The following is a 23,794-nucleotide window of genomic DNA, read 5'->3' on the forward strand; positions in this document are numbered from 1 at the left end:
CTCTTATCGCGCAGCTCGAAGAACGCCCGGCGGTGATCAATCTTGTGGGGTTGAGCGATGAGCCCTGTGATTGAGGTCTATCGTTTGCCAGGTTGAAAGAACGCCGCGCTCCGACCGGAGCGCGGCGCTTTTTTGCATCATTCAGAGGGGTGGGCCGCGCTTACTCCGAGCTTCGGCGCGTCTCCACCCCCTCCAACAGATACCCCGCCACACACTCACCCTGGGGCATGCCGTAGTCGATACCCATCGGGTAGTGGATGCCGCCGTAGAGCCGGGAGATGGCGGCTTCTTGAGCAGCATGGTTGAAGTCGTCGAAGTGGCGCAGGCCGAGGTCCTGGGACTGGTGGGTGCGGTCGGCAAAGGGGAATGCGCCGAGCTGTTCGGTGAGCACCCGGGCGGCGGCGGCCGAGGCGTTGGAGTGGCCGGAGGTGTATTCGGGGAAGGGCGGGGTGGTGACCAATGAGGTCCAGTCTTCCTCGATGTGATCGCGGATGTAGGTGACCGGGCGCAGGAGGTTGGAGCGGTACTTTTCGTCCCAGCAGGAGATGAAGGCGTCGGCCTGCACGAGACCCAGCAGGGCGACGGTTTCGGCGCTGCGGTCGAGGCGTTCGTGACGGTCCGCCAGAACCTGGGTGGCGATGCGCATCCAGTGTCCGGGCGGGGTGGGGCTTACGCCGACGTTATCGGCCCAGAAGTTGGCGATATGTTCCTGGTCGGGCGTCAGGGTGCGGGAGGCGTTCCAAACGGCGAGCGCCTGACGGTAGAGCGCGGAGTGCGGGAGGGTCTCAAACGCGGGGGGAGGAGGCGGGGCGCAGGCATCGGCCGCGGGCAGCGCAAAGGGGCGCAGACGCCCCCAGCCGGGCAAGAGCGCCTGCATGCCTTCGGCGGTCGGGCGCCAGGCGTGGGGCTCATCGGAGAACTCGTAGCTGACGGCCATCGCGTCGTCGTAGCCGTCGCCGTAGGCCCAGGCGTCGATGACCTCGGCGACGAGCACGCCGTAGGCACGCGAGCGCTCACGGACCCGGGCGCTGACACCGGCCTCGGCGCGTTGCTGCATGCCATCTTCGGCAAATGTTTCAAAGGCCTGACGGCTCTCGTCGCTGACAAAGAGCAAGGGCATCAGATGCCCCATGGTGGCGTGTGCGACCGTGTAGAAGTCGTAGTCGACTCCCGGCTCCAACGCCGGCAACGCGTCGAGGCCGGCGAGTTGGCCCCCGAAGGATTGCTGGCGAGGCATGCCGCCGAGCAGCGCCTCGTAGAGGGCCACGCCGGAGTAGGCCAGGATGCGGGAGGTTTGCGGCGGGGTCAGCCCATCGGCCTGCACACGATCCAGGGCGAGGTCCATCCAGCTTACCACCACATCGCCGCGCTCCTCGCCGATGGGCGTGGGGTTGCGTGGTGGAGCATCAAGCGCCTCATTGCACCCTGAGGTGAGGATGAAGGTTGCACTGAGAAGCGTGGCGATGGCGAGGCTTTGAAGCTGCATGATCTCCCCCCGGAGGTGTGATGTGCAGAGGTGGGCCAGAGAGGCGTGCGCGGCCCAAACACGCGGTCTTAGAAATGATCAACGACTGCCAGAGCAAATCTAATCGCTGGCCGACCGGTGGGAAGGGCGCCGGGCGGGCATGGCGAATTCTGGGTCGGGGTGTTGACCGGTCTGAACCTGTGATCAGGATTGCCCGGGTTCAGCTTGAGCCGGGGAGCCGTAGGGAGGCCTTGTCGTTGACACGCTTCGGGCGGCGCGGCACAACGTGGGGGCGCAATCTGGCGACTTACAGACGACTGAGACGTTCTGGCGTTTTTGGATAACGAGGGGATGATGACCGACTCGATCACCACACTGAGCATTAATACGATCCGCACGCTTTCGATGGACGCGGTGCAGGCTGCCAACAGCGGCCATCCGGGCGCGCCGATGGGGCTTGCACCCGTGGCCTATGCCATCTGGCAAAAGCACCTGCGTCACGACCCGGCCGATCCCACCTGGTTCAACCGCGATCGTTTTGTGCTCTCCAACGGTCACGCCTCCATGCTGCTCTACAGCCTGCTGCACCTGACGGGGTATGAGGCGATGACGCTCGAGCAGATTAAGAACTTCCGTCAGTGGGGAAGCCTCACCCCGGGTCACCCCGAGGCGGAGTTGACCCCGGGTGTGGAGACGACGACCGGGCCGCTGGGCCAGGGTTTTGCCACCGCCGTGGGCATGGCGATGGCGGAGGCGCATCTGCGCGAGCGCTTTAAGGGCGTGGTCGACCATTACACCTTCGGAATCTGCTCCGATGGCGATCTTATGGAAGGAGTCTCCCATGAGGCGGCCTCCCTGGCCGGGCACCTTGGGCTGGGTAAGCTGATCTTCCTCTACGACGATAATGAGATCACCATCGACGGTCGGACTGACATCGCCTTCACCGAAGACACCACCGGCCGCTTTGAAGCCTACGGCTGGCAGGTCTTGAACGTGGACGATGGCAACGACGTTGAGGCCATTGACCGCGCGATCGAGAAGGCAAAAGCGGAGATTCGCCGCCCCACGCTTATTCGCGTCAAGACGATCATCGGCTTTGGCTCGCCCAACAAGGCCGACACCTCCTCGGTGCACGGCTCCCCGCTGGGGGATGAGGAAATTAAGCTGACCAAAGAGGCCCTGGGCTGGCCTTACCCCGATCCTTTTGTGGTGCCTTCGGAGGTTCGCGAGCATATGGCCGGTGAGGCCGCCGCTCGGGCGCGGGAAGCTCGTCAGGCCTGGGAGGCTCGCCTCAGCTCCCTGAAAGCTGAGGACGCCGAGAGGTTCGATGAACTCACTCGCCGCATCAGCGGCGAACTTCCCCGGGGCTGGGTCGATGCGCTGCCGCGCTTTGAGCCCTCTGAGAAGGGCATGGCTACGCGCGCCTCCAGCGGAAAAGTCATCGAGAAGATCTACGAGGTGTTGCCGGAGCTCGTCGGCGGATCGGCCGATCTTGCGGGCTCCAACAAGACGCTTTTTCCGAAGTTCGGGGAGATGTCGCGCGAGAGCCACGCCGGCCAGAATGTGCATTTTGGTATCCGCGAGCACGCCATGGCTGCGGCGGTTAACGGGATGTGTCTGCACGGCGGGGTGCGCGGCTTCGGCGCGACCTTCCTGGTCTTTGCCGACTACATGCGCCCGGCGCTTCGCCTGGCAGCATTGATGCATATGCCGCAGATCATGGTGTTCACCCACGACTCCATCGGTCTTGGCGAGGATGGCCCCACGCACCAGCCTATCGAACATCTGATGTCGTTGCGGGCGATGCCTAATTATAACGTCCTGCGCCCGGCCGATGCCGAAGAGGTTCGTCAGTGTTGGGAGCTCGCTCTGGAGCGTACCACCGGACCCTCGGGGTTGGTGCTCACCCGTCAGAACGTGCCCACCTTCGATCGCGACGCGCTTAACAGCGTAGGAGACGCGACGAAGGGGGCCTACATCCTGGCGGAGAGCAACCCCGGTGAGGTGCCCGAGGCGCTGATTCTGGCTACGGGCAGTGAGGTTACAATCGCGGTGGAGGCCTTTGAGACGCTTAAAGCACAAGGCAAGGCGGTGCGCGTGGTCTCCATGCCCTGCTGGGAGGTCTTTGAGCAGCAGAGCGACGACTACAAGGCGTCGGTGCTGCCCGCCGAGGTCACCCGCCGTGTGGCGATTGAGGCAGGCGTCACGCTGGGATGGGGCCGCTACACCGGCAGCCAGGGCAGGGTTTTGGGCCTGGATCATTTCGGTGCCTCGGCCCCTTATGAAGAGCTGTATGAGAAGTTCGGTTTGACGGCGGCGGGCGTGGTAGAGGCGGTCAACAGCTTCTAAAGATCGCAGACGTAGCCGAATAGAACCTGGCCGGGTGCCCGCGGGCACCCGGCGTAAACCCCGCAATTCTCTAAGGAGGAAGTGATGCCAGCCAACTTCACGCGACGACTCGACCTCTTCAAAGATGCGGGGTTTGCCGAGCCGAGAGCGGCCGTTGAGCTTCTCACCAGTGATGCCGAGGCGCTGGGAATCGGCGGGGTCGAGCCGGGCACTCCGCTGGAAGATGCTCTGCGGGGTGCCGATCAGCAGGCCGCTGAGCTGCTCGATGAGCCTGTGGGCAGGCTGCTCGACAACGTGGTGGAGTGGCTCTTTGAGCGCGGCGGCGATCTGGCCACGCTCTTCTGGCTGGCGCGAAAGTTGAGCAGCGATGAGTCGTCGCTGCACCTGGGGGCGTTGGCCTTCGGTGTGGCCAGCCGGCTGTGGCAGGCGGGAAAAGAAGCCGAAGCCGCCGCGATGGTGCGATTCCTGGTCGATCTGGACTTCGACTACGGCAAGCTCTACCGGGAGTCGGGCATTGCGTACGGCTTCTTTCAGTCGCGCGAGCCCAACCCCTTCGTCTGGAAGTTGCTGGATTTTGTGGACGAGCGTGCGCGCAACCGCGGTGAGCAAGGCGCCATCAAAGTTGCCGAGTTGGGCTGTGGCATCGGCAACGATGCGCTGGGCATTATCTCCAGCCCCCGGGTGAACTCGTACCTGGGCATCGACATCAGCCCGGTGGCCCTTGAAGAGCATCGCAAGCGTGTGGCCCCGGTGCTTGAGGAGCGCACGGAGCTTGAGCATAACCTGTTGGCCGGAGATTTCGTCTCGACGCTGGAGCGTAATGACCCGCGGGTGGAAGGGGTCAACCTGATCTACTCCTACTCCAGTCTGCACTATTTTAGCTCGGGGGAACTCTCGCGCATCTTCTCTCTGGCGGCGGAGCTTTTGCCGGCGCAGAGCGGGCTCTTTTGTTTTGCGATTAAAGGCAAAGACAGCATCTGGGACGGGCAGGGCGTGCCGCTCTATCGCCCCGATGTGTGGGTGAACCTCGACGGGCAGACCCGCTGGTTCCCCTCACGTCAGGCGTTGGCGAAGATGCTCGATGAGCACGGCTTCGAGATCTTGATGCACGAGTGGCACGAGCACTGGGGCTACAGTGAGTTCGCGCGCCGCGATCGTTTCCACTACGTGGTCGCCACGCCAAGGCGAAAGCAGGGGGCGAGCGCGTGAGTATCAGCTCGCGGATCGTCGGATGTGTGATGGGGGCGATGGCGATGCTGCTCTTGATGGCGGCAGCTCCGTCCTCTGCCCACGCCCAGCCCTGGACGCTGGAGGGGGTTCCCCGGGGGGCGCAGGCCTCCGAGGGGCTCCATGTGCTCTCGGAGCGGGGAGCGGAGCTCGGCCGTGTGTTGGTCGCGGAGCGGGTGGTCACCGGACGTTATCTTCTTGAGGTTGAAGTTCGTCATGAGGAGCGACGGCTGCGGTTGCCGATGATTGTTGCGCGCACATCGCCTGAGCAAGCGCTCGAAGTGATCTGGGCGCCGGTGCCAGCATACGTCAACGCGCTCTTGACCCTGGCGGGTGGTGACGGATTACCCCCCGAGGTCGCACCGCAGGCGTGGGTGGAGGAGCGCCGTTTGCCAGCGCTGCCGATCATCGCAACCCGCGCACGCATCATCACCCCGTATGGCGAAGCCGCCTGGCAGAGCCCGGAGCTCTCTCGCCACATCAAGCGTTGGCTCAATGATGCGCTCACCGAGGCCGGTGGGCCGGCGGGCATCGATCTTCTGCTCGACCGTCGCATGGCCTGGTCCCAGGTTGGCGAGCTGATGATGAACGCCGCTGCGGCGGGGCTTTTTCGCGTGCACTTGATTACGCGCGATCGGGCGAATCTGGGCGCGATTTCCACCAACCTGCCGATCTTCCCGGAAGGCGGGCTTCCAGAGGCGATGGTGCTCGGTGTGCTCGGTGTTTACCCGCATCAGGACGATGGTATCGGAGTCGGTGTACGGCTGGATGAGCAGACGATTGAAGCCACGGGCATCGAAGGCTGTCGTGAGGGATTGGTCTTTTGCGCGCGGGATGGCGAGGAGTTTGAAGAGGCGCTCGGTGATGTTATCGCCGACGCGGGGGTGGAGGCCGCACGCATCACCCACTGGCTGCTCGCGGGCAGTTCTGAGTTCAACGTCGGTCAGGGGGTGCGCGCGCTGGTGTGGACGTATCAGGCGCTCAACATCTCCCCTCAATCGACCTTTATCGGGTACATCGAATGAGCCCTGGTCAGGCCTATGGTTTCATATCGCGATGGCTGAGCGGCCGCTTCGCCGTGTACGGTGCGGCCTTCGGAGTGCTGCTGGCGTTGGGGGCCTGCGCGAGTACGCCGAAGCCGGCCGATGATCGCTCCGACTCCGCCGCCGGGGATGTCGTCGGGCAGGCTCCAGACGACCCACTCTATGTGGCGCAACGCTGGCTTGAGGCCAGGCAGGACGCCGGCGAGCTGCCGACCCATGTCGAGGTGGTGAGGATGTTTGCCCTGGATGAGGAGCGCATCGAAGTCATCCTCAGCCCCTTCAACGAGCCGCCTGCAACTGACGCCACCCGCCTGATTCTTGCCCGAGAGCAGGAGGGCTGGGAGGTGGTGGAAGAAGGCACCGCTCGGGCGCGGAGGGATTGGCCCCGCTACTGACGATGTTGAAGGAGTGCGCACCCGTATGGCGCCCGAACACGGGACGAAGCAGGGGCGCCTCCTGACATAGGAATCGATTGAGGAAGTACGATGAATCAGAAGTCTTCGGAAGAGCAGGGGAGGGGCCGCCGTCTGGCCATTATCGGAGCGGGCCCGATCGGCGTGGAGTGCGCGCTGCGCGCGCTCGACGAGGGGTTTAACGTTGCGCTCTATGAGGCGAAGATGCCCGGCGCGCATGTGCGCACCTGGTCCCATGTGACTTTCTTTTCGCCATGGTCGCTCAATCGCAGTGCCCGCGGCGTGGCGACGCTCCAGGCCGCCGGCGTCGAACTCGCGCCCGATGAGGATGTCCCCACCGGCGCGCAGTACCTGGATGCCTACCTTGAGCCTCTGGTCGAAGCACTGAAGCGCGACACACACTTCCAACTTTTCGAGCAGACACGCGTGCTGGGGGTCTCGCGGGTGCGAGCGCTCAAGGGCGATCTTCTGGCGAATCCGAAGCGCGCCCGCCGCCCCTTCTTGCTACGCGTGTCGGGACCAGAGGGTGAGCGCTTTGACGAGGCAGATGTGCTCATTGATGCCTCCGGCGTGCTGGAGAACCCCAACCGTCTCGGGCCCGGGGGGCTTGCGGCCATCGGCGAAGAGGCTCTTAATGGCGAGGTGATCCGCGCCATCCCCGATGTTGAGGCACAGCGCGACAGGCTGGCCGGAAAACGCGTGCTTGTGGTCGGACACGGGCATTCTGCGGCAACCACGCTGGGGGCGCTCACCGAGCTCCGAGAGAGCGCTCCACAAACCCACATCACCTGGGCCTACCGCGCCGAAGACGAACCCTTTGTGGAAATCGAAGGGGACACGCTTCCCCAACGCCTTCGGCTGAGCCGCCTGGGAAACGCCATCGCCCGCGGCGAAGTCAGCGGCGTCGATCCGGTCGGCGGCGTCTTTGTCGAACGTATCACCCGGGAGGATTGCGCCCTGCGCGTGGTACTCGCCGACGAGCAGGGAACTACGCGTGAGATCGAGGTCGACCGCATCATCGCCAACGTCGGCTATCATCCCGACACTTCCCTCACCAGCGAGCTCCAGGTGCACCTCTGTTACGCCAGCGACGGTCCCATGAAGCTCGCCGCATCTCTGCTGGCCAGCGCCGGCAACGCTGACTGCCTCGCTCAAAGCTCGGCTGGCCCCGAGGTGCTCAAAAACCCCGAGCCTGAGTTCTTCGTGCTCGGCACGAAGAGCTACGGGCGTAACCCCAACTTCTTGCTCAAAATTGGTCTGGAGCAGATCGACGACGTGATGACTCTGCTCACGCAAAAGGAAGGTGATGTTTAAGGCATTTTGCCGCTGGCTTTTTAAACTTCGGGGGTGGCGCTTTGTGGGCGAAGAGCTCACCACGCATCGCCGCTGCGTGGTCGTGGCCGCGCCGCATACCTCCAACTGGGACCTGATCTTCACCATCGCCAGCTTCGATCTCATGGGGCTGCCGGTGCGCTTTACGATTAAACGCGAGTGGATGCGCTTTCCCTTCAATCTGGTGCTTGGCCCGGTCGGCGGGCTGGCTATTGATCGCCGCCCCCGCGCCGAGACCGGTGAGCGCCCCAGTATGGTGGAGGCGATGGCCGTGCTCTTTGATGAGCACCCCGGCGAGTTAGCGATTGCGGTGACGCCGGAGGGGACGCGCTCGCGTCGCGAACGCTGGCGAAGCGGCTTTTACCACGTCGCTCGTCAGGCCAATGTGCCGATCCTTCTGGGGTATCTCGACTACGGTAAAAAGGAGGCGGGCATCGGCAAAGTCATCATCCCCGGCGATGACTTCGAGGCCGATATGCGCGAGATCATGGATTTCTACAGCCAGATCGAAGCTCATAGTCCCGAGAAGTTCGCTCTGGATGCGCGATTCTACTAAAGGGGCCTCCTCGGGCCGAGGGGGCTCGGGGCGACCTTGACAAGCCCGCTGGCCAGCGGGTTCTATGAGGTCGCTTCAATAATCCCCAGAGCTGATTTGAAGGTGTTCGTCGCCACGTTGAAGGCCTCGCCAGCCCGCGAGACGGAGCGGCTGGAGGTCACAGACCACCGGAGGAACCGATGAGCAAGCTGATGCCACCGATCAACTTTCAGAAGTGGATCGAAGAGAACCGCGATGCCCTCAAACCCCCGGTCGGTAATAAGAAGATCTGGGAAGATACCGACTTTATGGCCTTTGTGGTGGGGGGCCCCAACCAGCGCAAGGACTACCACATCGACCCCAGCGAGGAGTTTTTCTACCAGATTGAGGGGGACCTCACGCTCAAGCTGGTGGTCGATGGCGAGTTTGAGGATGTGACGGTGCGCGAGGGGGAGATCTTTTTGCTGCCCTCCATGGTCCCGCACTCCCCGCAGCGCGGGGCGAATACGGTCGGGCTGGTCATTGAGCATAAGCGTCCGGCGGGGGAGAACGACGGCTTGCGTTGGTATTGTGAGAGCTGCGGGGAGGTGCTCCACGAGCAGTTCTTCTACCTGACCGACATCGTCGGTCAGCTCAAGGCGGCGATCGAGGCGTTCTGGGCCAGTGACGAGCTGCGCACCTGCAACAACTGCGGCGCGACGATGGAGCGCTGAGCCTGACTCGCCCACGCACGCAGCGGCTCGACCACCGACGACTCGTGAGATCAGGGAAGCGATGAAGATCGATATCCACGCGCATATTCTGCCCCGGGAGTGGCCTGACCTTCGTGAACGCTATGGCTACGGAGGGTTCATTCGTCTGGAGCATCAGTGTTCGGGATGCGCGCGTATGATGCGCGACGAGACCTTCTTTCGGGAGGTCGACCCCAACCTCTGGGATCCGGCCACACGCATCGCCGAGTGCGACGCCCACGGGGTCGACGTGCAGGTGCTCTCGACGGTGCCGGTGATGTTCAGCTACTGGGCCGAGGCCGCCGACGCCCATGATCTCTCGAAGCTCTTAAATGACCATATCGCCTCGGTGGTCGCCGAACATCCGAAGCGTTTTGTGGGATTGGGAACGCTCCCGATGCAGGATGTCGACCGCTCCGTTGAGGAGCTTGAGCGCGCGGTGAGCACGCTGGGGCTTGCGGGCGTTGAGATCGGCACGCATGTCAACGGCACCAACCTCGACGACCCGCGTTTTGACCCTCTGTGGGAGGCCGCCCAGGAGCTTGATGCGGCGATCTTTGTGCATCCCTGGGATATGATGGGCATGGATCAGCTCAAGAATTACTGGCTGCCCTGGCTTGTGAGCATGCCGGCGGAGACCTCGCGCGCGATCTGCTCGCTGATGATGGGCGGGGTGCTGGAGCGCTACCCGAAGTTGCGTTTTGCGTTCGCCCACGGCGGCGGATCGTTTCCGGCGACGCTGGGTCGCATTGACTGGGGCTTTGAGGTTCGGCCGGATCTTTGCCAGGTGCGCACCGGTACGCGGCCGAGCGATCTTCTCGAGCGTATCTACCTGGATACCCTGGTGCACGACCCGGCGATGTTGCGCTTTCTTATCGCACAGCTTGGGGTCAATCGTCTGGCGCTTGGGACCGACTACCCCTTCCCCCTTGGCGAGCAGGAGCCGGGCAAACTCATTGAGTCTCTGGAGCTGAGCGCCGACGACCAGGAGCGCATGCTCTCGGGCACCGCGCTGGAGTGGCTCGGGCTGGAACGCGCGCGATTTGAGCGGAGCTAAATGATGCGCCTGTGGGTTGAGCTCGGTGGTGTGCGGTATGAGGTGGATGCGTTGAGCCCGGTGGAGCTCGCGCAGCCTTTGAACTTCTATGGCGAGCAGCCGCAGGCCTTTGGCCTGGGGCGAGCACAGGCCCGGGCGGTCGAAGGAGGAGACTTCGTGGGGGATGTGCGCCGGGGCGGAAGCGTCAACTGTGAGTCCATTGAGCTCATCGCTCATGGCCATGGCACCCACACCGAGGGCGTCGGCCATATCAGCGCGGAACGCGTGCCCGTTGGTGATCTCGCCCCCGACCCGCTGCTCCCGGCAGTGCTGCTGCGTGTGACGACCCGGTCGCTTGCCGAATCCGGCGACAGTTCGCAGGGCAAAAGTGCGCCCGACGATCGCGTCATTTGCACCGCCGAGCTTCGGGCGGCTCTTTCCAGGGCAGATGTGGCACCGGCGTTTTGCCGCGCCATCGTTATCGCCACCTCGGGTCAGGGCGCCGCCGCCCCGCTCCGAGACTACTCGGCTACAAACCCCGCCTACCTCAGCGCCGAGGCTGTCGCCTGGCTGCTTGAGCAGGGGTGCGAACATCTGCTTATCGATCTTCCCTCCATCGATCGCGAAGATGACGGCGGCACCACCCCGGCCCACCGCGCCTACTTCGAACTCGACGCAGATGCCGGACCGACCGATGCAGGCCGCCGCCGAACGATCACCGAGTTCATTGATGTGCCGAAGCCGGCATGTGAGGGGGCCTACTTCCTCTCTCTGCGCTTTGCCCGATTTGTGCTCGACGCCTCTCCCTCTCGCCCCATCCTCTACCGGGCACGTCCTTTCGACGAGACGCCCTGACGCACGGTATGGCGATTTCCTCCAGTGAGACACCTATGAAGATCACCGACCTCGACTACGCTCGTCAGCTCGACCGCGAAGATCCGCTCGGCACCTTCCGTGAGCGTTTTCATATCCCTACCGGACGCTCTGGCGAGCCGGTCCTCTACCTCTGTGGCAACTCCCTGGGGCTGCAGCCCAGGGGGGTGCAGAAGGCCCTCGGAGAAGAACTCGAGAAGTGGGCCCATCTGGGCGTCGACGGTCATTTTGCAGAGCCCAACCCCTGGTACAGCTATCACGAGATCTTCAGCAAGCCGATGGCCGCCGTCGTTGGCGCTCAGCCCGAAGAAGTGGTGGTGATGAACTCACTGACCACCAACCTGCATCTTTTGATGGTGTCCTTTTACCGCCCGAGCGCGGAGCGCTTTAAGATCCTCATTGAGGGCGGCGCGTTCCCCTCCGATCTCTATGCAGTGCAGAGTCAGGCGCGTTTTCATGGCTTTGATCCGGCCGAGACTATCGTGGAGCTTTATCCCCGCGATGGCGAGAAGACGTTGCGCGATGAGGACATCATCGACGCGATTGAGCGCGAGGGCGACGAGCTTGCGCTCGTGCTCTTCGGAGGCGTCAACTACTACACCGGCCAGCTCTTCGATATGGGGGCCATCACCCGGGCGGGTCACCGCGCCGGGGCGATGGTGGGCTTTGACCTGGCGCACGCCGCGGGCAACGCGCCCTTGAAGTTGCACGACTGGGGCGCGGATTTTGCGGCCTGGTGCTCCTACAAATACCTCAACTCCGGGCCGGGAGGGGTGGCTGGTGTCTTTGTGCATGAGCGGCACCTGGGCCGAAACGATCTGCCCCGTTTTGAGGGCTGGTGGGGCACCGACCCGAACACCCGTTTTGAGATGGGGCCGAGCTTTGAGCCTCAGTATGGCGCAGGGGCCTGGCAGCTGAGCAACGCGCCGATCTTGCCCATGGCGTCGTTGCGCGCCTCGCTGGAACTTTTTACCGAAGCCAGCATGGAAGCGCTGCGGGATAAGAGCGAAAAACTCACCGGCTACCTCTATGAACTCATCACTTCGATGGGGGCCGGCGCCTTTGAGGTGATCACGCCGGCCGACCCCGAGCGCCGCGGATGCCAGCTCTCAATTCTGGCGGCCGGCGACGGGGAGAGCCTGCACAAACGTCTGATGGCTGCAGATGTGGTCTGTGATTACCGTCGCCCCAACGTGATTCGCGTGGCGCCCACGCCCCTCTACAACACCTATGAAGATGTGTGGCGTTTCTGGAAGATCCTCGAAGAGAGCGTGAGCTAAATGAGTGACGTTCAGGCGTATCCCTCCTCCGGTGAGCCTCCCTGCGTGGTCGTTGGCGCTGGTCTTGCCGGCTCGTTGATGGCGATTTACATGGCGCAGCGCGGCCACAGCGTCGAGGTCTTCGAGGCGCGCCCCGATATGCGCGTACGCCAGGTCGACGGGGGACGTTCGATCAACCTGGCGCTCTCCACCCGAGGGCTCACCGCGCTGGCCGGTGTCGGGCTCGAAGAGCAGGTCCGCGAGATGTGCATTCCGATGCGCGGGCGCATGATTCACCCGGTGGAGGGGGAGCCCCATCTGCAGCCTTACGGGCGAGCCGACCAGTTCATCAACTCCATCAGCCGGCAGGGCCTCAATGAGTTGTTGATGACCACTGCGGAGGCCCACGAGCAGGTGCGATTTCATTTTGAAAAACCCTGTGTCGATGTGGACCTTGATGAGGGCGTGGCCCATTTCGAGGATCGCATAAGCAGAGAGCGCATCGCGCGTGAAGCGTCTCTGGTGATCGGCGCCGATGGGGCGTACTCGGCGGTGCGTCAGCGCCTGCAGCGCTCCGGGCGCTACAACTACGAGCAGGCGTATCTGACCCACGGTTATAAAGAGCTCTCCATCCCGGCTGGCCCCGCTGGCGAGTTTCTGATGGAGAAGAACGCGCTGCATATCTGGCCGCGCCACGACTTCATGCTCATCGCGCTCCCGAACCTCGACGCGACCTTCACCGTTACGCTCTTTATGGCCTTTGAGGGAGAGGGGGCGAGCTTTGATGCGCTGAAGACCCGGGCCGAGGTGGACGCGTTCTTTCGGCGCGAGTTCCCCGATGCCCATGCCTTGATGCCTACCCTGACCGACGACTTCTTTGAGAACCCCACCGGAAGTCTGGTGACCATTCGCTGCTCGCCCTACCACCATGGCGATCGGGTGATGATTCTGGGAGATGCGGCCCACGCGGTGGTGCCCTTTTACGGGCAGGGAATGAACGCGGCCTTTGAGGATTGCACGGTGTTTAACGCTCTTTTGGATCGCGAGGGCGATGATTTTGGTCGTGCTGTCGCTGCGTTCACTGAGGAGCGTAAGGCCGACGCCGACGCCATCGGGCATCTGGCCCTCTACAATTACTATGAGATGCGTTCGGCGGTGGCTTCCCCTTATTTTGTGTTTCGCAAGAGGATCGAGCGGGTGCTCCACCGATTCTTTCCGGCCTGGTGGATTCCGCTCTACTCGATGGTCACCTTCAGCACGATGCCCTACGCCGAGGCTCGAGCGCGGGCTGCGCGCCAGGATCGTATGCTGACGGTGGGGCTCATCGCCGCGGTGGTGTTGATGGGGCTAATGATGCTGGCGCTGCTCGTGGCACTGAGCCGCTGAGGCAGGTGGGGCGCGGCGCAGCGCCTTCTTTCGTATCAGCGCTCCAGGACCATGCTCAGTCCCAGGCCACCGGCTGCGCACATCGTCAGAAGCCCCAGGTTTTTATCGCGACGCTGAAGTTCGCCGGCGAGCTGGGTGATGAGGCGGGTGCCGGTGGCACCGAAGGGGTGACCGAGCGCGACCGAGCCGCCGTGGACGTTGAAGGTGTCCATATTGACCTCGCCAATCGCCTCGTCGAGGCCCAGGCCCTGGCAGAGGTCTTTGTCTTTCCAGATCTTGATGTTGGCGAGGACCTGTGCGGCAAAGGCTTCATGCATCTCCACCAGGTCCATATCGTTGAGTGAGACGCCCGCCCGCTCAAAGGCGATGGGGGTGGCCAGGGTGGGGCCGAGCAGGAGGTTGTGGCGTTGGATATCGATGCCCACCTGGGCGTAGGAGCGCACGAAAGCCATGGGAGTGAGGCCGAGCTTTTTAGCTCGGCTCTCACGCATCAGGAGTACCGCCGAGGCGCCGTCGGTGAGCGGTGATGCGTTGGCGGCGGTGACCGTGCCGTGGCGTCGATCGAAGACGGGCTTGAGACGCGCCATGCGCTCCACGGTGGTATCGGCGCGCAGGTTGTTGTCGCGCTCAATGACCTGATCGAAGTTCTCTCCGTGCAACACTGGCATCACCTCGGGGAACGCTCCCGATTCATAGGCTGCGGCGGCGCGGTGGTGCGTGAGTTCGGCGTACGCATCCTGCTCCTGGCGACCAATTCCATACAGCTTCGCCATATCTTCAGCCGACTCGCCCATCGACTTACCGGTGGTGGGTTCTTCGATGGCGGGTTGTTCCGGGAGCAGGTCGCCGGCTTTGATCTGAGAGAGTGCTTTGAGGCGATCCTGGAGGTTGCGCGCCCTGGAGACATCCTGCAACGCGTGACTTAAGCCCAGGCTGAAGCGGGCGCGCGCCGAACTCATCGACTCGACCCCGCCGGCGATGACAACCTCGGAGGTACCCAGCAAGAGCGCGTTGATGCCCTGAACGGCGGCATAGGCGCTGGAGGCGCAGTACATCTGCACGGTGGACGCGGGAATATGTTTGGGAAGCTGGCTGCGCAGCACGATCTCACGGCCGACGTTGGGGCCGTCCATGGGCGCGGAGACGCAGCCAAAGATCAGCTCGTCGATGAGTTCCGGATCGATGTCGACGCGGTTGAGGAGCTCGTTGGCCACCGCGCGCCCCAGATCGGCCTCGTTCCAGTGCTTGAAGGCCGTCCAGGCGCGAGCGAAGGGAGTGCGCACGCCGGCGACGATGGCGACGCGATCGTTAGCGCCGAGCGCGGTGGGGGAGTTGGAGTTAGGTTTTGCCATAATGAGGGCTCTTTGATCTTCAGAGTGGGCGTTGTCGGCGTGGCTGCGTGATGGAGAGCGATGCGCGTCTTCAGTCGTTGTAGAAGCGCTCCCCTTGCTCCGCCATGCGCTCGAGAATCGGGGCCGGGCGAAGTCGCTCACCATGCTGGCCAGCCAGGGTGTGCAGGGTGTCGACAACCCACCCCAGGCCCACCTCGTCGGCATGGCGGAAGATGCCGCCGCGGAAGGGGGGGAAGCCCAGTCCGAAGATCACGCCGATGTCGCCATCGCGAGGCGAACGAATGATGCCCTCATCCAGCGCGTAGGCGCACTCGTTGAGCATCGCCAGCCAGCAGCGTCGGGTGATCGTCTCGGCGTCGATATGCCGGCGCGTCGCGCCGCCGGGCAGCGCCTCGTAGACGGAGAGGTCAGGAGCTCTGGAGTCGCCGGAGGCATAGTCGTAGAAGCCGCGTTTGTTTTTTCGCCCCTTACGCCCCTGCTCGGCGAGCACGCGGAGGCCTTCGGGGGCTTCCCAGCGTTCTTTAAAGGCTTCCTGAAGCACGTCGGCGGCCTTTAAGGCCACGTCCATGCCCACCTCATCGACGAGCTTGAGCGGCCCCACAGGGAAGCCAAAGCGGTGCATGGCGGCGTCGATCTCCTCGATCGTGCCGCCTTCCTGCAAGAGCCAGCCCGCCTCGTTGATGTAAGCACCGATGACGCGGCTGGTGAAGAAGCCCGGGCCGTCATTCACCACAATGCAGGTCTTGCCCAGTTCTCGGCCGTAGGCCAGGGCGGTGGCCAGAGCTTTGGGCGAAGTTTTCTCGGCGCGGATGATCTCGAGCAGAGGCATTTTGTGAACGGGGCTAAAGAAGTGCATGCCCAGCACGTTTTCGGGACGCTTGCTCTTCGCGGCGATCGACGTGATGGGGATGGTTGAGGTGTTGCTGGCGATGATCTGCTCGGTGTTCCCCAGGGCTTCAAGCTCGGCCAGGATGGCCTGCTTGAGTTCTTGCTTTTCGAAGACCGCCTCAATCACGAGCTCGCAGCGCTCAAACCCCTCGTAGGTGAGCGTGGGGGCGATGCGACCCAGTGCGATATCGGCCTGGGCTTCGGTGATTTTCTTGCGACGCGCGGCCTTTTTGAGCAGGTCATCGATGGTGTGCATGCCCCAACCCAGCCCCGGGGCGCTGGCATCTTTAAGGCGCACGGAGGTGCCGTTGTAGGCAGCCACCTGGGCGATACCTGCTCCCATCAGGCCGGCCCCGAGTACGCCCAGACGCGAGACGTGGCGAGGTTTGACTCGCCCGTCGACCACGCGGTCTTTGTTGACCTCCTGACGCATGAAAAAGATGTTCATGAGGTGTCTGGCCTCTGGCGAGCGAACAAGCTCGGTGAAGGCTTCGCCCTCAGCGCGTAGGCCCGCGTCAAAGCCCTCGGAGAAGCCGATTTCAATGACCCTGAGAGCCTTTAGCGGAGCGGGGTAGTTGCCGCCGCTCTCTTTAAGGACCTGCTCCCGGGCCCGGCTGAAGATGAGGCGCCGAGCCGGGGTGCGGGCGGCGAGTTTGACCGGGTCGTTGAGGGCTTCCTCCAGGTTCTCACCCAGGCGTGTGCCGTTGGGGGAGGCGGAGGCCAGTTTGCGGACCATTCTCCGGGAGACATCGAGCAGGATGCCCGGGTGGACGACATCGTCGACAAGGCCGAGCTTGAGGGCTTTATGGGCGTTGATCTGGCGACCGGTGAGGATCAAGTCGAGGGCCTGGGAGAGGTCAATCTGGCGAGGCAGGCGCTGGGTACCGCCGCCTCCCGGGATAAGCCCCAGCATGACCTCGGGCAGCCCGAAGACGCTGCGCGGGTTCTCGGTGGTGATGCGTGCATCGCAGGCCAGCGCGAGCTCCAGCCCGCCGCCCAGGCAGCTGCCGTCAATGGCCGCGACCACCGGAACGCGCAGCGCTTCGAGGCGGCCCATCAGCGTCTGGCCGCGCTTGACCAGAGCGCGCAGCGCGTCGGGGTCGTGTTCATAGCCCTGCAACTCTTCGATATCGAAGCCGGCGACGAAGTTGTCGGTCTTGGCGCTGGTGATGACCACGCCTTCGATCTCTGGCGATGTTTCGAGCTCGTCGAGCAGCGCTTCAAAGCGTGCGATCATCGGGGTGGAGAGCGTGTTGACCGACTGCCCGTCGACATCGATCTCGATGTACGCCAGGCCATCTTCAATGCGAGAGCGCACAAGCGTGGGGGAGGAGGAGGCCATAAGCAGTGATCCTTCCAGGCAAGCATACAAGCGTTAAGCGCAGGCCGCAGACAAAAGAAAAGCCCCGACCGCAGTGAATGCGAGTGGGGCAATCTTTAGACACCATCAAGGCGACGACAAGTCTGCGGCAGTTAACCCGGCGAGGGGCTTAGAGCAGGTGGCCGCTCTTGGTGCGCTTGGTTTCCAGGTAGTTGTAGTTGTGCGGGTTGGGAATGGTCTTGATGGGGCGGCGCTCGTCGATGACGATACCGGCCTCTTCCAGTCCATCGACCTTGGAGGGGTTGTTGGTCATCAGGACAATGCTCTCTACGCCCAGGAGCTCCAACATTTTGGCCGAGATGCTGTAGTCGCGCAGGTCATCGTCAAAGCCCAGGTGCTCGTTGGCCTCGACGGTGTCCATACCCTGATCCTGGAGGCTGTAGGCCTTGATCTTGTTGGCCAAACCGATGCCGCGGCCCTCCTGGCGCATGTAGAGGATGATGCCGGCGTCCTGCTCGGCGATCTCTTCCAGGGCGGCGTTGAGCTGGGGGCCGCAGTCGCATTTGAGGCTGCCGAAGACGTCGCCGGTGAGGCATTCGCTATGAATGCGGGTAAGCACGCCGCGCTTTCCAGCTACGTCGCCGTGTACCACCGCGACGTGATCCTTGCCGTCGATGTCATTTTTGAAGGCCACGATGCGGAACTTCCCGTAGCGGGTGGGAAGTTCGGCGGTGGCGAAATGTTCGACGTGCACGTTCAAGGGATCGTTGGCCGAAGGGTTAGGGGGCTGAACAAAGTTGGCGGCGCTTTTTAACTTGATAGACATCGAATACTCCCATCGCGCGTGATCGTCGCGGCCTCTCCATGAGGCCACCCGTAATACACACCGATTGCCGACGGCGGGCCCGGCGTCCGAGCGCAAGACCACACCTTGTGTTTCGGCAATCGACTCCGCTGACTGCCTTGCGTACGGCAGCGTAGCCGGAGGCGTTGAACATCCCGGCGCGTGCGGCCGGGCAGAGCGCCGCGCAACCTTAGCGTGCGCTTGAACTCTGTCAACTCCGCCCTTGTCAACGGATGGTGGGACGGCGTTCTTCCCTGTCTGGCAAAAAAGAAGGGCGCCCCACCGGTGTTGAACGGGTTTTGAGCACCTTTATGGGAAGGTCAAGGCAGGAATGTCGGCCAATGAACACCCCCGGGGTGCCCCGGGGGTGTTCATTGGGTGTTCATTGGGAGGCGTGGAGGGGGGGAGACGGCACCAGGGGCGACGGTTGCCCGGGCTCAGAGGGCCATCTTGTGGGCGGGACGAGCCTGGCGCTGGAAGGTTTTTGCGGCCTGAAGCGTGGCGCGGATCGCCTCAATGGTCACCGGAACCATGTCGTTGCGATGGCCATTGAGCGCGGCGAAGTAGGTGTGACGATCGCAGCCGTGCACAATCGCAGGCGGGAAGCGATGTTTGATCAGCAGGAAGTTGAGCATCAGGCGGCCGACAATGCCGGTGCGCTCATCGAAGGGAAAGACGCGCATAAACTCCCAGTGGGCCAGGGCGGACTGACGGATGGGGTGCAGTGCGCGCAGCTCCTCCTCATACACATCCATGAACTTATGAAAGTGGTACGAGATGCTACTCGCCGGGGCCACCGTCAGGTGGTAGACGCCCGGGGAGGTGTCGCGTTTGCGGTAGCGACCGCCGGCGTCGTCGCCGGGCATGCAGAGCATCTGGTGAAGCTCGCGCAACCACTCGACGCTGAGTTCATCGCCGCGCTCGGCGCTGGCGTGAATAAAGTCGATGGCGTCATAGAGAGCGCGCAGCCCGTGTTGAGTCACACTCTCGCAGTGGGTACGACAGGGCATGCGCTCCATCGCCCGGGCGATTTCGTTGGACGAGAGCACCACGCCTTCGAGGGCGTGATCGTGGTAAAGCCAGCACAGTTTGAGGCGCTCCATAAAGCTCGGGCGCAGTTCATCAGGCATGGCGTTGTAGATCGACCGCTGGTGGTCGACTTCCAGGTAAGTCAGGTTCATGCGTGCCTCCGGTGTTCATCGCGGCGGCGGGTGTTCCCCAACACTCCAGAGCGCTCCCGGGATGAACATCGGTCTGGCCCACGGGGGACCAACCAACCTGACCCACAGGTTAGCGAGGAGCGCGGCGGGTTGCAAAAGTTTTCCGAAGTTTTTTTCGGCGTCGGCATCCGAAGCGAATATAAAGGGAGGGACCGACGTCTGCTGTGGCGAGGGGGAAGGGCGTCGATGGGATGACGTCAGCGGGTGTGGTAGGGTCTACCCTGGATGGGGGTGTTAGGCACGGTGGTCGAAGGCAGGAAGGTCGAGATGGCACGTGGCAGAGAACATACGGGGGCCCGGGCGGGGGCTGCTTCATGCGTGGTGGCGTTTCTACTGGTCGTGGTGTGGGCCGGCGAGGACGCGCGCGCGCAGACCGCGCAGGCCGAGGCTGGAAGCCAGGAGCGCAGCAGCTGCGATGTGTTTATGGAGAGCTACGCCCGCAGCGCATCGCGAAAGCTGGACCGGGCGATCTCGACGGGGGATTACGACCTGCAAGCGCTGGACGGGCTCGGCGAGACGCTCAGCCTTGATGGGGAGCTTGTGGGGTTGAACGCGCCCCTTGTCTTCGATGTATATAAAGAGGCCTCGGGGCGGGTTGCCGGGCTTGTGGATCGGCGGCGTGAGTGGACGCAGACCTACATCGTGGCGGTGGGGCGGGGCGGTCCGATTATTGTGTCGCATACCTGGCAGGCGCGGCGTTTGCGCGAGGCGGGACAGCCCTGTGAGCCCTTCACCTCGGCGGTGGAGTGGCCGGGGGTGACGGCGTCGACGGTGGATGTGGAGCCCTTTACGTTCTGGGGGCTGCGTGCCAGCTGGCGCATCCCCAGGGCCGACGATGCCAGCAGCGAGCGGGGGCTGAAGGAGGCGCTGATCTACGCGGCGAGGCGCTATGAAGGGCTGGCACCGGGGGAGGTGCAGCAGGGCTCCGGGGCACGGGTTGGAACCGGTGGCGCGCGCGACGTTACGAATGATTAAGTTGACTTAATTTTGGGGGTGATATCTCTTCGGGGAGTGCTCAGGAGCAGGAAGAGCATTCCAATCACGTATGTGTCGAATGACCATGGAGGTAGCTGCATGAAGAAGTTGACGTTGATCGGTGTGTTGATGTTCGCCCTGACGCTTCTTGCGATGCCGGCGATGGCGCAGGAAGGCGGTCGTATCCCGGGTAAGTTTGGTATTGGTCTGGGGAACGGTACGGCGGTGGGTGGTCTCTCGCTCAAAGCCTTCCAGGGCTCGACGGCGATTCAGGGGGTTATCGGTTCGCGCTGGGGATACGGCTACAATCGCTATTATCGTGACGGTGGTTTCGGAGCGAGCGTCGATCTGCTCTTCAACCAGGATGCGCTTGTGCAGGCTGACCCGCTTATTCTGGCGTGGAACCTGGGATTCGGTGGGGCGGTATCGACCTGGGGCTCCAACCGCTTGAGCGCGTTTGCCCACGGTGTGGCCGGTCTGGAGTTTATTTTTCCCTCGGTGCCCATTGACCTGGTGCTGGAACTGCGTCCGGGCATTGAGATCTACAACGGTGCATACTTCTTCGTCACCGGCGGCGCGCACATTCGCTTTTACCTCTGAGCCAGGCCGCGGTCTGAGGGGAGGTGCGACTGTGTGGCATCTTCCGCTCGGTATCCCCCGCGTTGGCTGAACGAAATAAGGTCCGCCCCCTGTGATTTTCGCGGGAGGCGGACCTTGTTTTGTCTGAGACCAGGTTAAAAACCGGAGCGGAAGGATCACCCGCCGTTAAGCCAGCGCGCCAGGCGGCGGCAGGTGCCGTAGTAGACGCGGGCGGCCTGTTCCACCACTGCGCGGGCGCCGACATCATCGGGATCGACCAGCTCTGTGGGGCGATGACGCACCGGTAGGTGGTCGGCCAGACGTGGCGAGGGGGTGGGGCGAGGGCGGCGTTTTTCCTTGCGATTTGTCGTCATAGCTGAAAGTTTAGCGCAGGCTGAGAGCCAGAAAAAGGTCGACCTTCAACCTGGAATGTCGGATGGTCGGCCGCAACTTCGACGACCGGGAGCAAGACCTATGGGTTCGACCAACCTAGCCTACGATGTGCTTAAGCGCGAGCAAGACGCGCATGGGATTTGCACCCTGACCATCGATCGGCCTGACGCGATGAACGCGCTCAATGGCGAGCTCGTCGACGCGTTGTGGGAGACCTTTTATGCGCTTCGTCACGATGACTCGGTGCGGGTGGTGATTCTCACGGCGACCGGGCGCGCCTTTTGCGCCGGGGCGGACCTGGCCGAGCGCCGCACGATGAGTGAAGCGCAGGTGCGAAAGCGCATTGACGACTACCACCAGTGTTTTAACGCTGTGGCGGAACTTCCCAAACCCACGATCTGCGCCATCAACGGCTACGCGTTCGGGGGCGGGTTGGAGTTGGCGCTGGCCTGCGACCTTCGGCTGGTCGATGAGGCGACGAAGATCGGGCTGACGGAGCTTCGTTTGGGGATCATCCCGGGCGCCGGCGGCACCCAGCGTTTGACGCGTCTTGTGGGGGCGGCGCGTGCCAAGGAGCTGATCTTTACGGCGCGCCGCCTGAGCGGCACCGAGGCTAAAGCGTACGGGCTGGTCAATGATGCGGTGCCCGGCGACCAACTCCTTGAGCGCGCCGGTGAGATCGCCGGTGAGATGTTGCTCTCGGCACCGATCGCGCTGAAGCAGGCGAAACTCGCGATTGATACCGGCGCCCAGGTCGATCTGCACTCCGGACTGGCGCTGGAGAGCGCGGCCTACGCGGTGACCTTGCCAACCGAAGATCGGTTGGAAGGTTTGGCCGCGTTTCAAGAAAAGCGCGCCCCGAAGTTTAAAGGAAAGTAAGGCGGGCGGCCCCGCGCAACTCGCAACGATGATTGAATGGAGAGCGCCGTGTTCAGGCGCAGCACCACATACCAGGGAGTAGCTATGAGTGATGTGCCCGAGACCAAAACCCCCGACTTGAGTGATCTGGATCAGCAGGTGATGGAGCGCCGTGAGGCGCTTGAGGAGGGCGGCGCCCCGAAGTATCACGAGCGGGCCGCGCAGGTCGGAAAGCTCTTTGTGCGCGAGCGCATCAAGCGTCTGCTCGACGCCGGGTTGGAAGTCGAAGACGGCGCGTTTGCCAACGTGCTCGCCGGCGATCTTCCGGCCGATGGTGTGGTCACAGGGATCGGGAAGATCGGCGGGCGGCGCGTGGCGCTGATCGCCAATGACTCCACGGTCAAGGCCGGCTCCTGGGGCTGGCGCACCGTTGAGAAGATCATTCGTATGCAGGAGACCGCCGAGAACCTGCGCATCCCGCTGATTTACCTGATCGATTCGGCCGGCGCGCGCATTACCGACCAGCTGGAGATGTTCCCCGGGCGCCGCGGTGCCGGGAAGATCTTTTATAATCAGGTGCGTCTCTCGGGCTTTATCCCCCAGGTCTGTCTGCTCTTCGGTCCTTCGGCCGCCGGCGGTGCGTACATCCCGGCCTTCTGCGATGTGGTGGTGATGGTCGATGGCAACGCCTCGATGTACCTGGGCTCGCCGCGCATGGCCGAGATGGTCATTGGCGAGAAGGTGACCCTGGAGGAGATGGGCGGCGCGAAGATGCATTGCTCCGTCTCTGGTTGTGGCGATGTGCTGGCCAAAAACGAAGATGAGGCCATCGCGTTTTGCAAAGACTACCTGGCGTACTTCCCGGCGAACTGCCATGAGCCCGCTCCGCTCAAAGAGGCGGTGGAGCCTCAGCCGCAGAAGAAGACGCTCGATGAGTTGATTCCGGTCAACCAGAACAAGCCCTTCGATATGCGCAAGGTCATCCATCATCTGGTGGACGACTCGGAGTTTCTGGAGATCAAGAAGAAGTTCGCCCAGGAGCTGCTCACCGGCTTTGCGCGCATCGGCGGTCGACCGGTGGGCATCATCGCCAGCCAGCCCAAGTGGAAGGGGGGCGTGCTCTTTGTGGACTCGGCCGATAAGGGCGCGCGCTTTATCTCGTTGTGCGATGCGTTCAACATCCCGCTGGTGTTTCTGGCCGATGTGCCTGGCTTTATGATCGGCACTAAGGTGGAGCGGGAGGGCATCATTCGCCACGGCGCGAAGTTGATCTCGGCGATGAGCGCGGCGACGGTGCCCAAGATCTCGGTGGTGGTGCGCAAGGCGTATGGTGCCGGGCTCTACGCGATGTGCGGGCCGGGCTTTGAGCCGGACGCCTGCCTGGCGCTGCCCGAGTCGATGATCGCGGTGATGGGGCCGGAGGCGGCCGTCAACGCCGTGTACGCGCGGAAGATCGAGGCGATGCCCGAGGATGAGCGCCCGGCCTACGTCGAGCAGCTTCGACAGGAGTATAAAGAAGATATCGACATCTACCGCCTGGCCAGCGAGCTTGTGGTCGATGAGATCATCACCAAGCATCAACTTCGCGATGAGCTCAAGCGCCGCCTGGCGGTCTACCAGACCAAGAAGAAGGACTGGCCCGACAAGAAGCACGGTGTGATTCCGGTGTGAGTGCGGGTTCGGTCGGGGCAGATGCCCCGCTTTATAGTGACGCA

At 63.2% G+C, this 23,794-nt stretch carries 21 protein-coding genes; 15 read left to right on the top strand and 6 right to left on the bottom strand.

Annotation, left to right across the window (positions count from 1 at the left end):
• Positions 1-160: 160 nt before the first annotated feature.
• Entirely contained in the window at positions 161-1,486 is a 1,326-nt protein-coding gene (locus tag EA187_RS11635; RefSeq protein WP_115605200.1) for a vanadium-dependent haloperoxidase, read from the bottom strand.
• A 333-nt stretch (positions 1,487-1,819) separates the two neighbouring features.
• Here EA187_RS11635 and tkt point away from each other — a divergent pair, with 333 nt between their 5' ends.
• The 11 genes from tkt to EA187_RS11690 all read left to right on the top strand — a co-directional run bounded on the left by tkt (position 1,820) and on the right by EA187_RS11690 (position 13,649).
• Positions 1,820-3,814: a transketolase gene (gene tkt, locus EA187_RS11640; protein ID WP_127780362.1), complete on the top strand. Its 1,995-nt coding sequence runs from the start codon at positions 1,820-1,822 to the stop codon at positions 3,812-3,814.
• An 84-nt stretch (positions 3,815-3,898) separates the two neighbouring features.
• Positions 3,899-5,023: a methyltransferase domain-containing protein gene (locus EA187_RS11645; RefSeq protein WP_115605196.1), complete on the top strand. Its 1,125-nt coding sequence runs from the start codon at positions 3,899-3,901 to the stop codon at positions 5,021-5,023.
• A complete protein-coding gene (locus tag EA187_RS11650) occupies positions 5,020-6,066 on the top strand; it encodes a hypothetical protein (protein WP_127780363.1) in 1,047 nt (348 codons plus the stop codon). The genes EA187_RS11645 and EA187_RS11650 overlap by 4 nt, the downstream gene beginning before the upstream one ends.
• Positions 6,063-6,479 (top strand): hypothetical protein, encoded by a 417-nt coding sequence (locus EA187_RS11655; protein WP_127780364.1) that lies wholly within the window; start codon positions 6,063-6,065, stop codon positions 6,477-6,479. Before EA187_RS11650 ends, EA187_RS11655 begins: the two co-directional genes overlap by 4 nt.
• Before the next feature lie 90 nt (positions 6,480-6,569).
• The gene (locus tag EA187_RS11660) at positions 6,570-7,811 is read left to right on the top strand and encodes an FAD-dependent oxidoreductase (RefSeq protein ID WP_127780365.1); all 1,242 of its coding nucleotides are present in this window, start codon (positions 6,570-6,572) and stop codon (positions 7,809-7,811) included.
• The gene (locus EA187_RS11665; RefSeq protein ID WP_115605188.1) at positions 7,804-8,385 is read left to right on the top strand and encodes a 1-acyl-sn-glycerol-3-phosphate acyltransferase; all 582 of its coding nucleotides are present in this window, start codon (positions 7,804-7,806) and stop codon (positions 8,383-8,385) included. Before EA187_RS11660 ends, EA187_RS11665 begins: the two co-directional genes overlap by 8 nt.
• Before the next feature lie 179 nt (positions 8,386-8,564).
• A complete protein-coding gene (locus tag EA187_RS11670) occupies positions 8,565-9,077 on the top strand; it encodes a 3-hydroxyanthranilate 3,4-dioxygenase (RefSeq protein ID WP_127780366.1) in 513 nt (170 codons plus the stop codon).
• Positions 9,078-9,138: 61 nt separating this feature from the next.
• Positions 9,139-10,152 carry an amidohydrolase family protein gene (locus tag EA187_RS11675; RefSeq protein ID WP_127780367.1) on the top strand — a complete coding sequence of 338 codons (1,014 nt, stop codon included), beginning with the start codon at positions 9,139-9,141 and terminating at the stop codon, positions 10,150-10,152.
• 3 nt (positions 10,153-10,155) lie between these two features.
• Positions 10,156-10,986, top strand: coding sequence for a cyclase family protein (locus EA187_RS11680; RefSeq protein ID WP_206524287.1), 831 nt, complete (start codon positions 10,156-10,158; stop codon positions 10,984-10,986).
• A 35-nt stretch (positions 10,987-11,021) separates the two neighbouring features.
• Positions 11,022-12,284, top strand: a complete 1,263-nt coding sequence (gene kynU, locus EA187_RS11685; RefSeq protein ID WP_115605181.1) for a kynureninase — start codon at positions 11,022-11,024, stop codon at positions 12,282-12,284.
• A complete protein-coding gene (locus tag EA187_RS11690) occupies positions 12,285-13,649 on the top strand; it encodes an FAD-dependent oxidoreductase (RefSeq protein WP_127780368.1) in 1,365 nt (454 codons plus the stop codon). It abuts the gene before it with no gap.
• A gap of 35 nt (positions 13,650-13,684) precedes the next feature.
• Here the strand turns inward: EA187_RS11690 and EA187_RS11695 are convergent, their stop codons facing one another.
• From EA187_RS11695 to EA187_RS11710, 4 genes are all read right to left on the bottom strand, one after another.
• Positions 13,685-15,001: an acetyl-CoA C-acyltransferase gene (locus EA187_RS11695; protein ID WP_115605178.1), complete on the bottom strand. Its 1,317-nt coding sequence runs from the start codon at positions 14,999-15,001 to the stop codon at positions 13,685-13,687.
• A gap of 70 nt (positions 15,002-15,071) precedes the next feature.
• Positions 15,072-17,231: a 3-hydroxyacyl-CoA dehydrogenase NAD-binding domain-containing protein gene (locus EA187_RS11700; protein ID WP_127780369.1), complete on the bottom strand. Its 2,160-nt coding sequence runs from the start codon at positions 17,229-17,231 to the stop codon at positions 15,072-15,074.
• 148 nt (positions 17,232-17,379) lie between these two features.
• Entirely contained in the window at positions 17,380-18,036 is a 657-nt protein-coding gene (gene ribA, locus EA187_RS11705) for a GTP cyclohydrolase II (RefSeq protein ID WP_115605174.1), read from the bottom strand.
• A gap of 455 nt (positions 18,037-18,491) precedes the next feature.
• On the bottom strand, positions 18,492-19,235 hold the full coding sequence (locus tag EA187_RS11710) for a Fic family protein (protein ID WP_127780370.1): 744 nt from the start codon (positions 19,233-19,235) through the stop codon (positions 18,492-18,494).
• A 306-nt stretch (positions 19,236-19,541) separates the two neighbouring features.
• On the opposite strand from EA187_RS11710, the gene EA187_RS11715 reads away from it, so the two are divergent.
• Both EA187_RS11715 and EA187_RS11720 read left to right on the top strand, forming a co-directional pair.
• Positions 19,542-20,249 carry a hypothetical protein gene (locus EA187_RS11715; protein ID WP_127780371.1) on the top strand — a complete coding sequence of 236 codons (708 nt, stop codon included), beginning with the start codon at positions 19,542-19,544 and terminating at the stop codon, positions 20,247-20,249.
• A gap of 99 nt (positions 20,250-20,348) precedes the next feature.
• Positions 20,349-20,849 (top strand): hypothetical protein, encoded by a 501-nt coding sequence (locus tag EA187_RS11720; RefSeq protein ID WP_115605169.1) that lies wholly within the window; start codon positions 20,349-20,351, stop codon positions 20,847-20,849.
• A gap of 155 nt (positions 20,850-21,004) precedes the next feature.
• Here EA187_RS11720 and EA187_RS11725 read toward each other — a convergent pair whose 3' ends face one another.
• Positions 21,005-21,202, bottom strand: a complete 198-nt coding sequence (locus EA187_RS11725) for a hypothetical protein (RefSeq protein WP_115605167.1) — start codon at positions 21,200-21,202, stop codon at positions 21,005-21,007.
• A 100-nt stretch (positions 21,203-21,302) separates the two neighbouring features.
• Between EA187_RS11725 and EA187_RS11730 the strand changes: the two genes are divergently transcribed.
• Positions 21,303-22,100: an enoyl-CoA hydratase-related protein gene (locus EA187_RS11730; protein ID WP_115605165.1), complete on the top strand. Its 798-nt coding sequence runs from the start codon at positions 21,303-21,305 to the stop codon at positions 22,098-22,100.
• Positions 22,101-22,241: 141 nt separating this feature from the next.
• Positions 22,242-23,750: an acyl-CoA carboxylase subunit beta gene (locus EA187_RS11735; RefSeq protein WP_430687898.1), complete on the top strand. Its 1,509-nt coding sequence runs from the start codon at positions 22,242-22,244 to the stop codon at positions 23,748-23,750.
• Positions 23,751-23,794: the final 44 nt, after the last annotated feature.

Source organism: Lujinxingia sediminis (genome assembly GCF_004005565.1).
In the GTDB taxonomy this organism is placed as follows: domain Bacteria; phylum Myxococcota_A; class Bradymonadia; order Bradymonadales; family Bradymonadaceae; genus Lujinxingia; species Lujinxingia sediminis.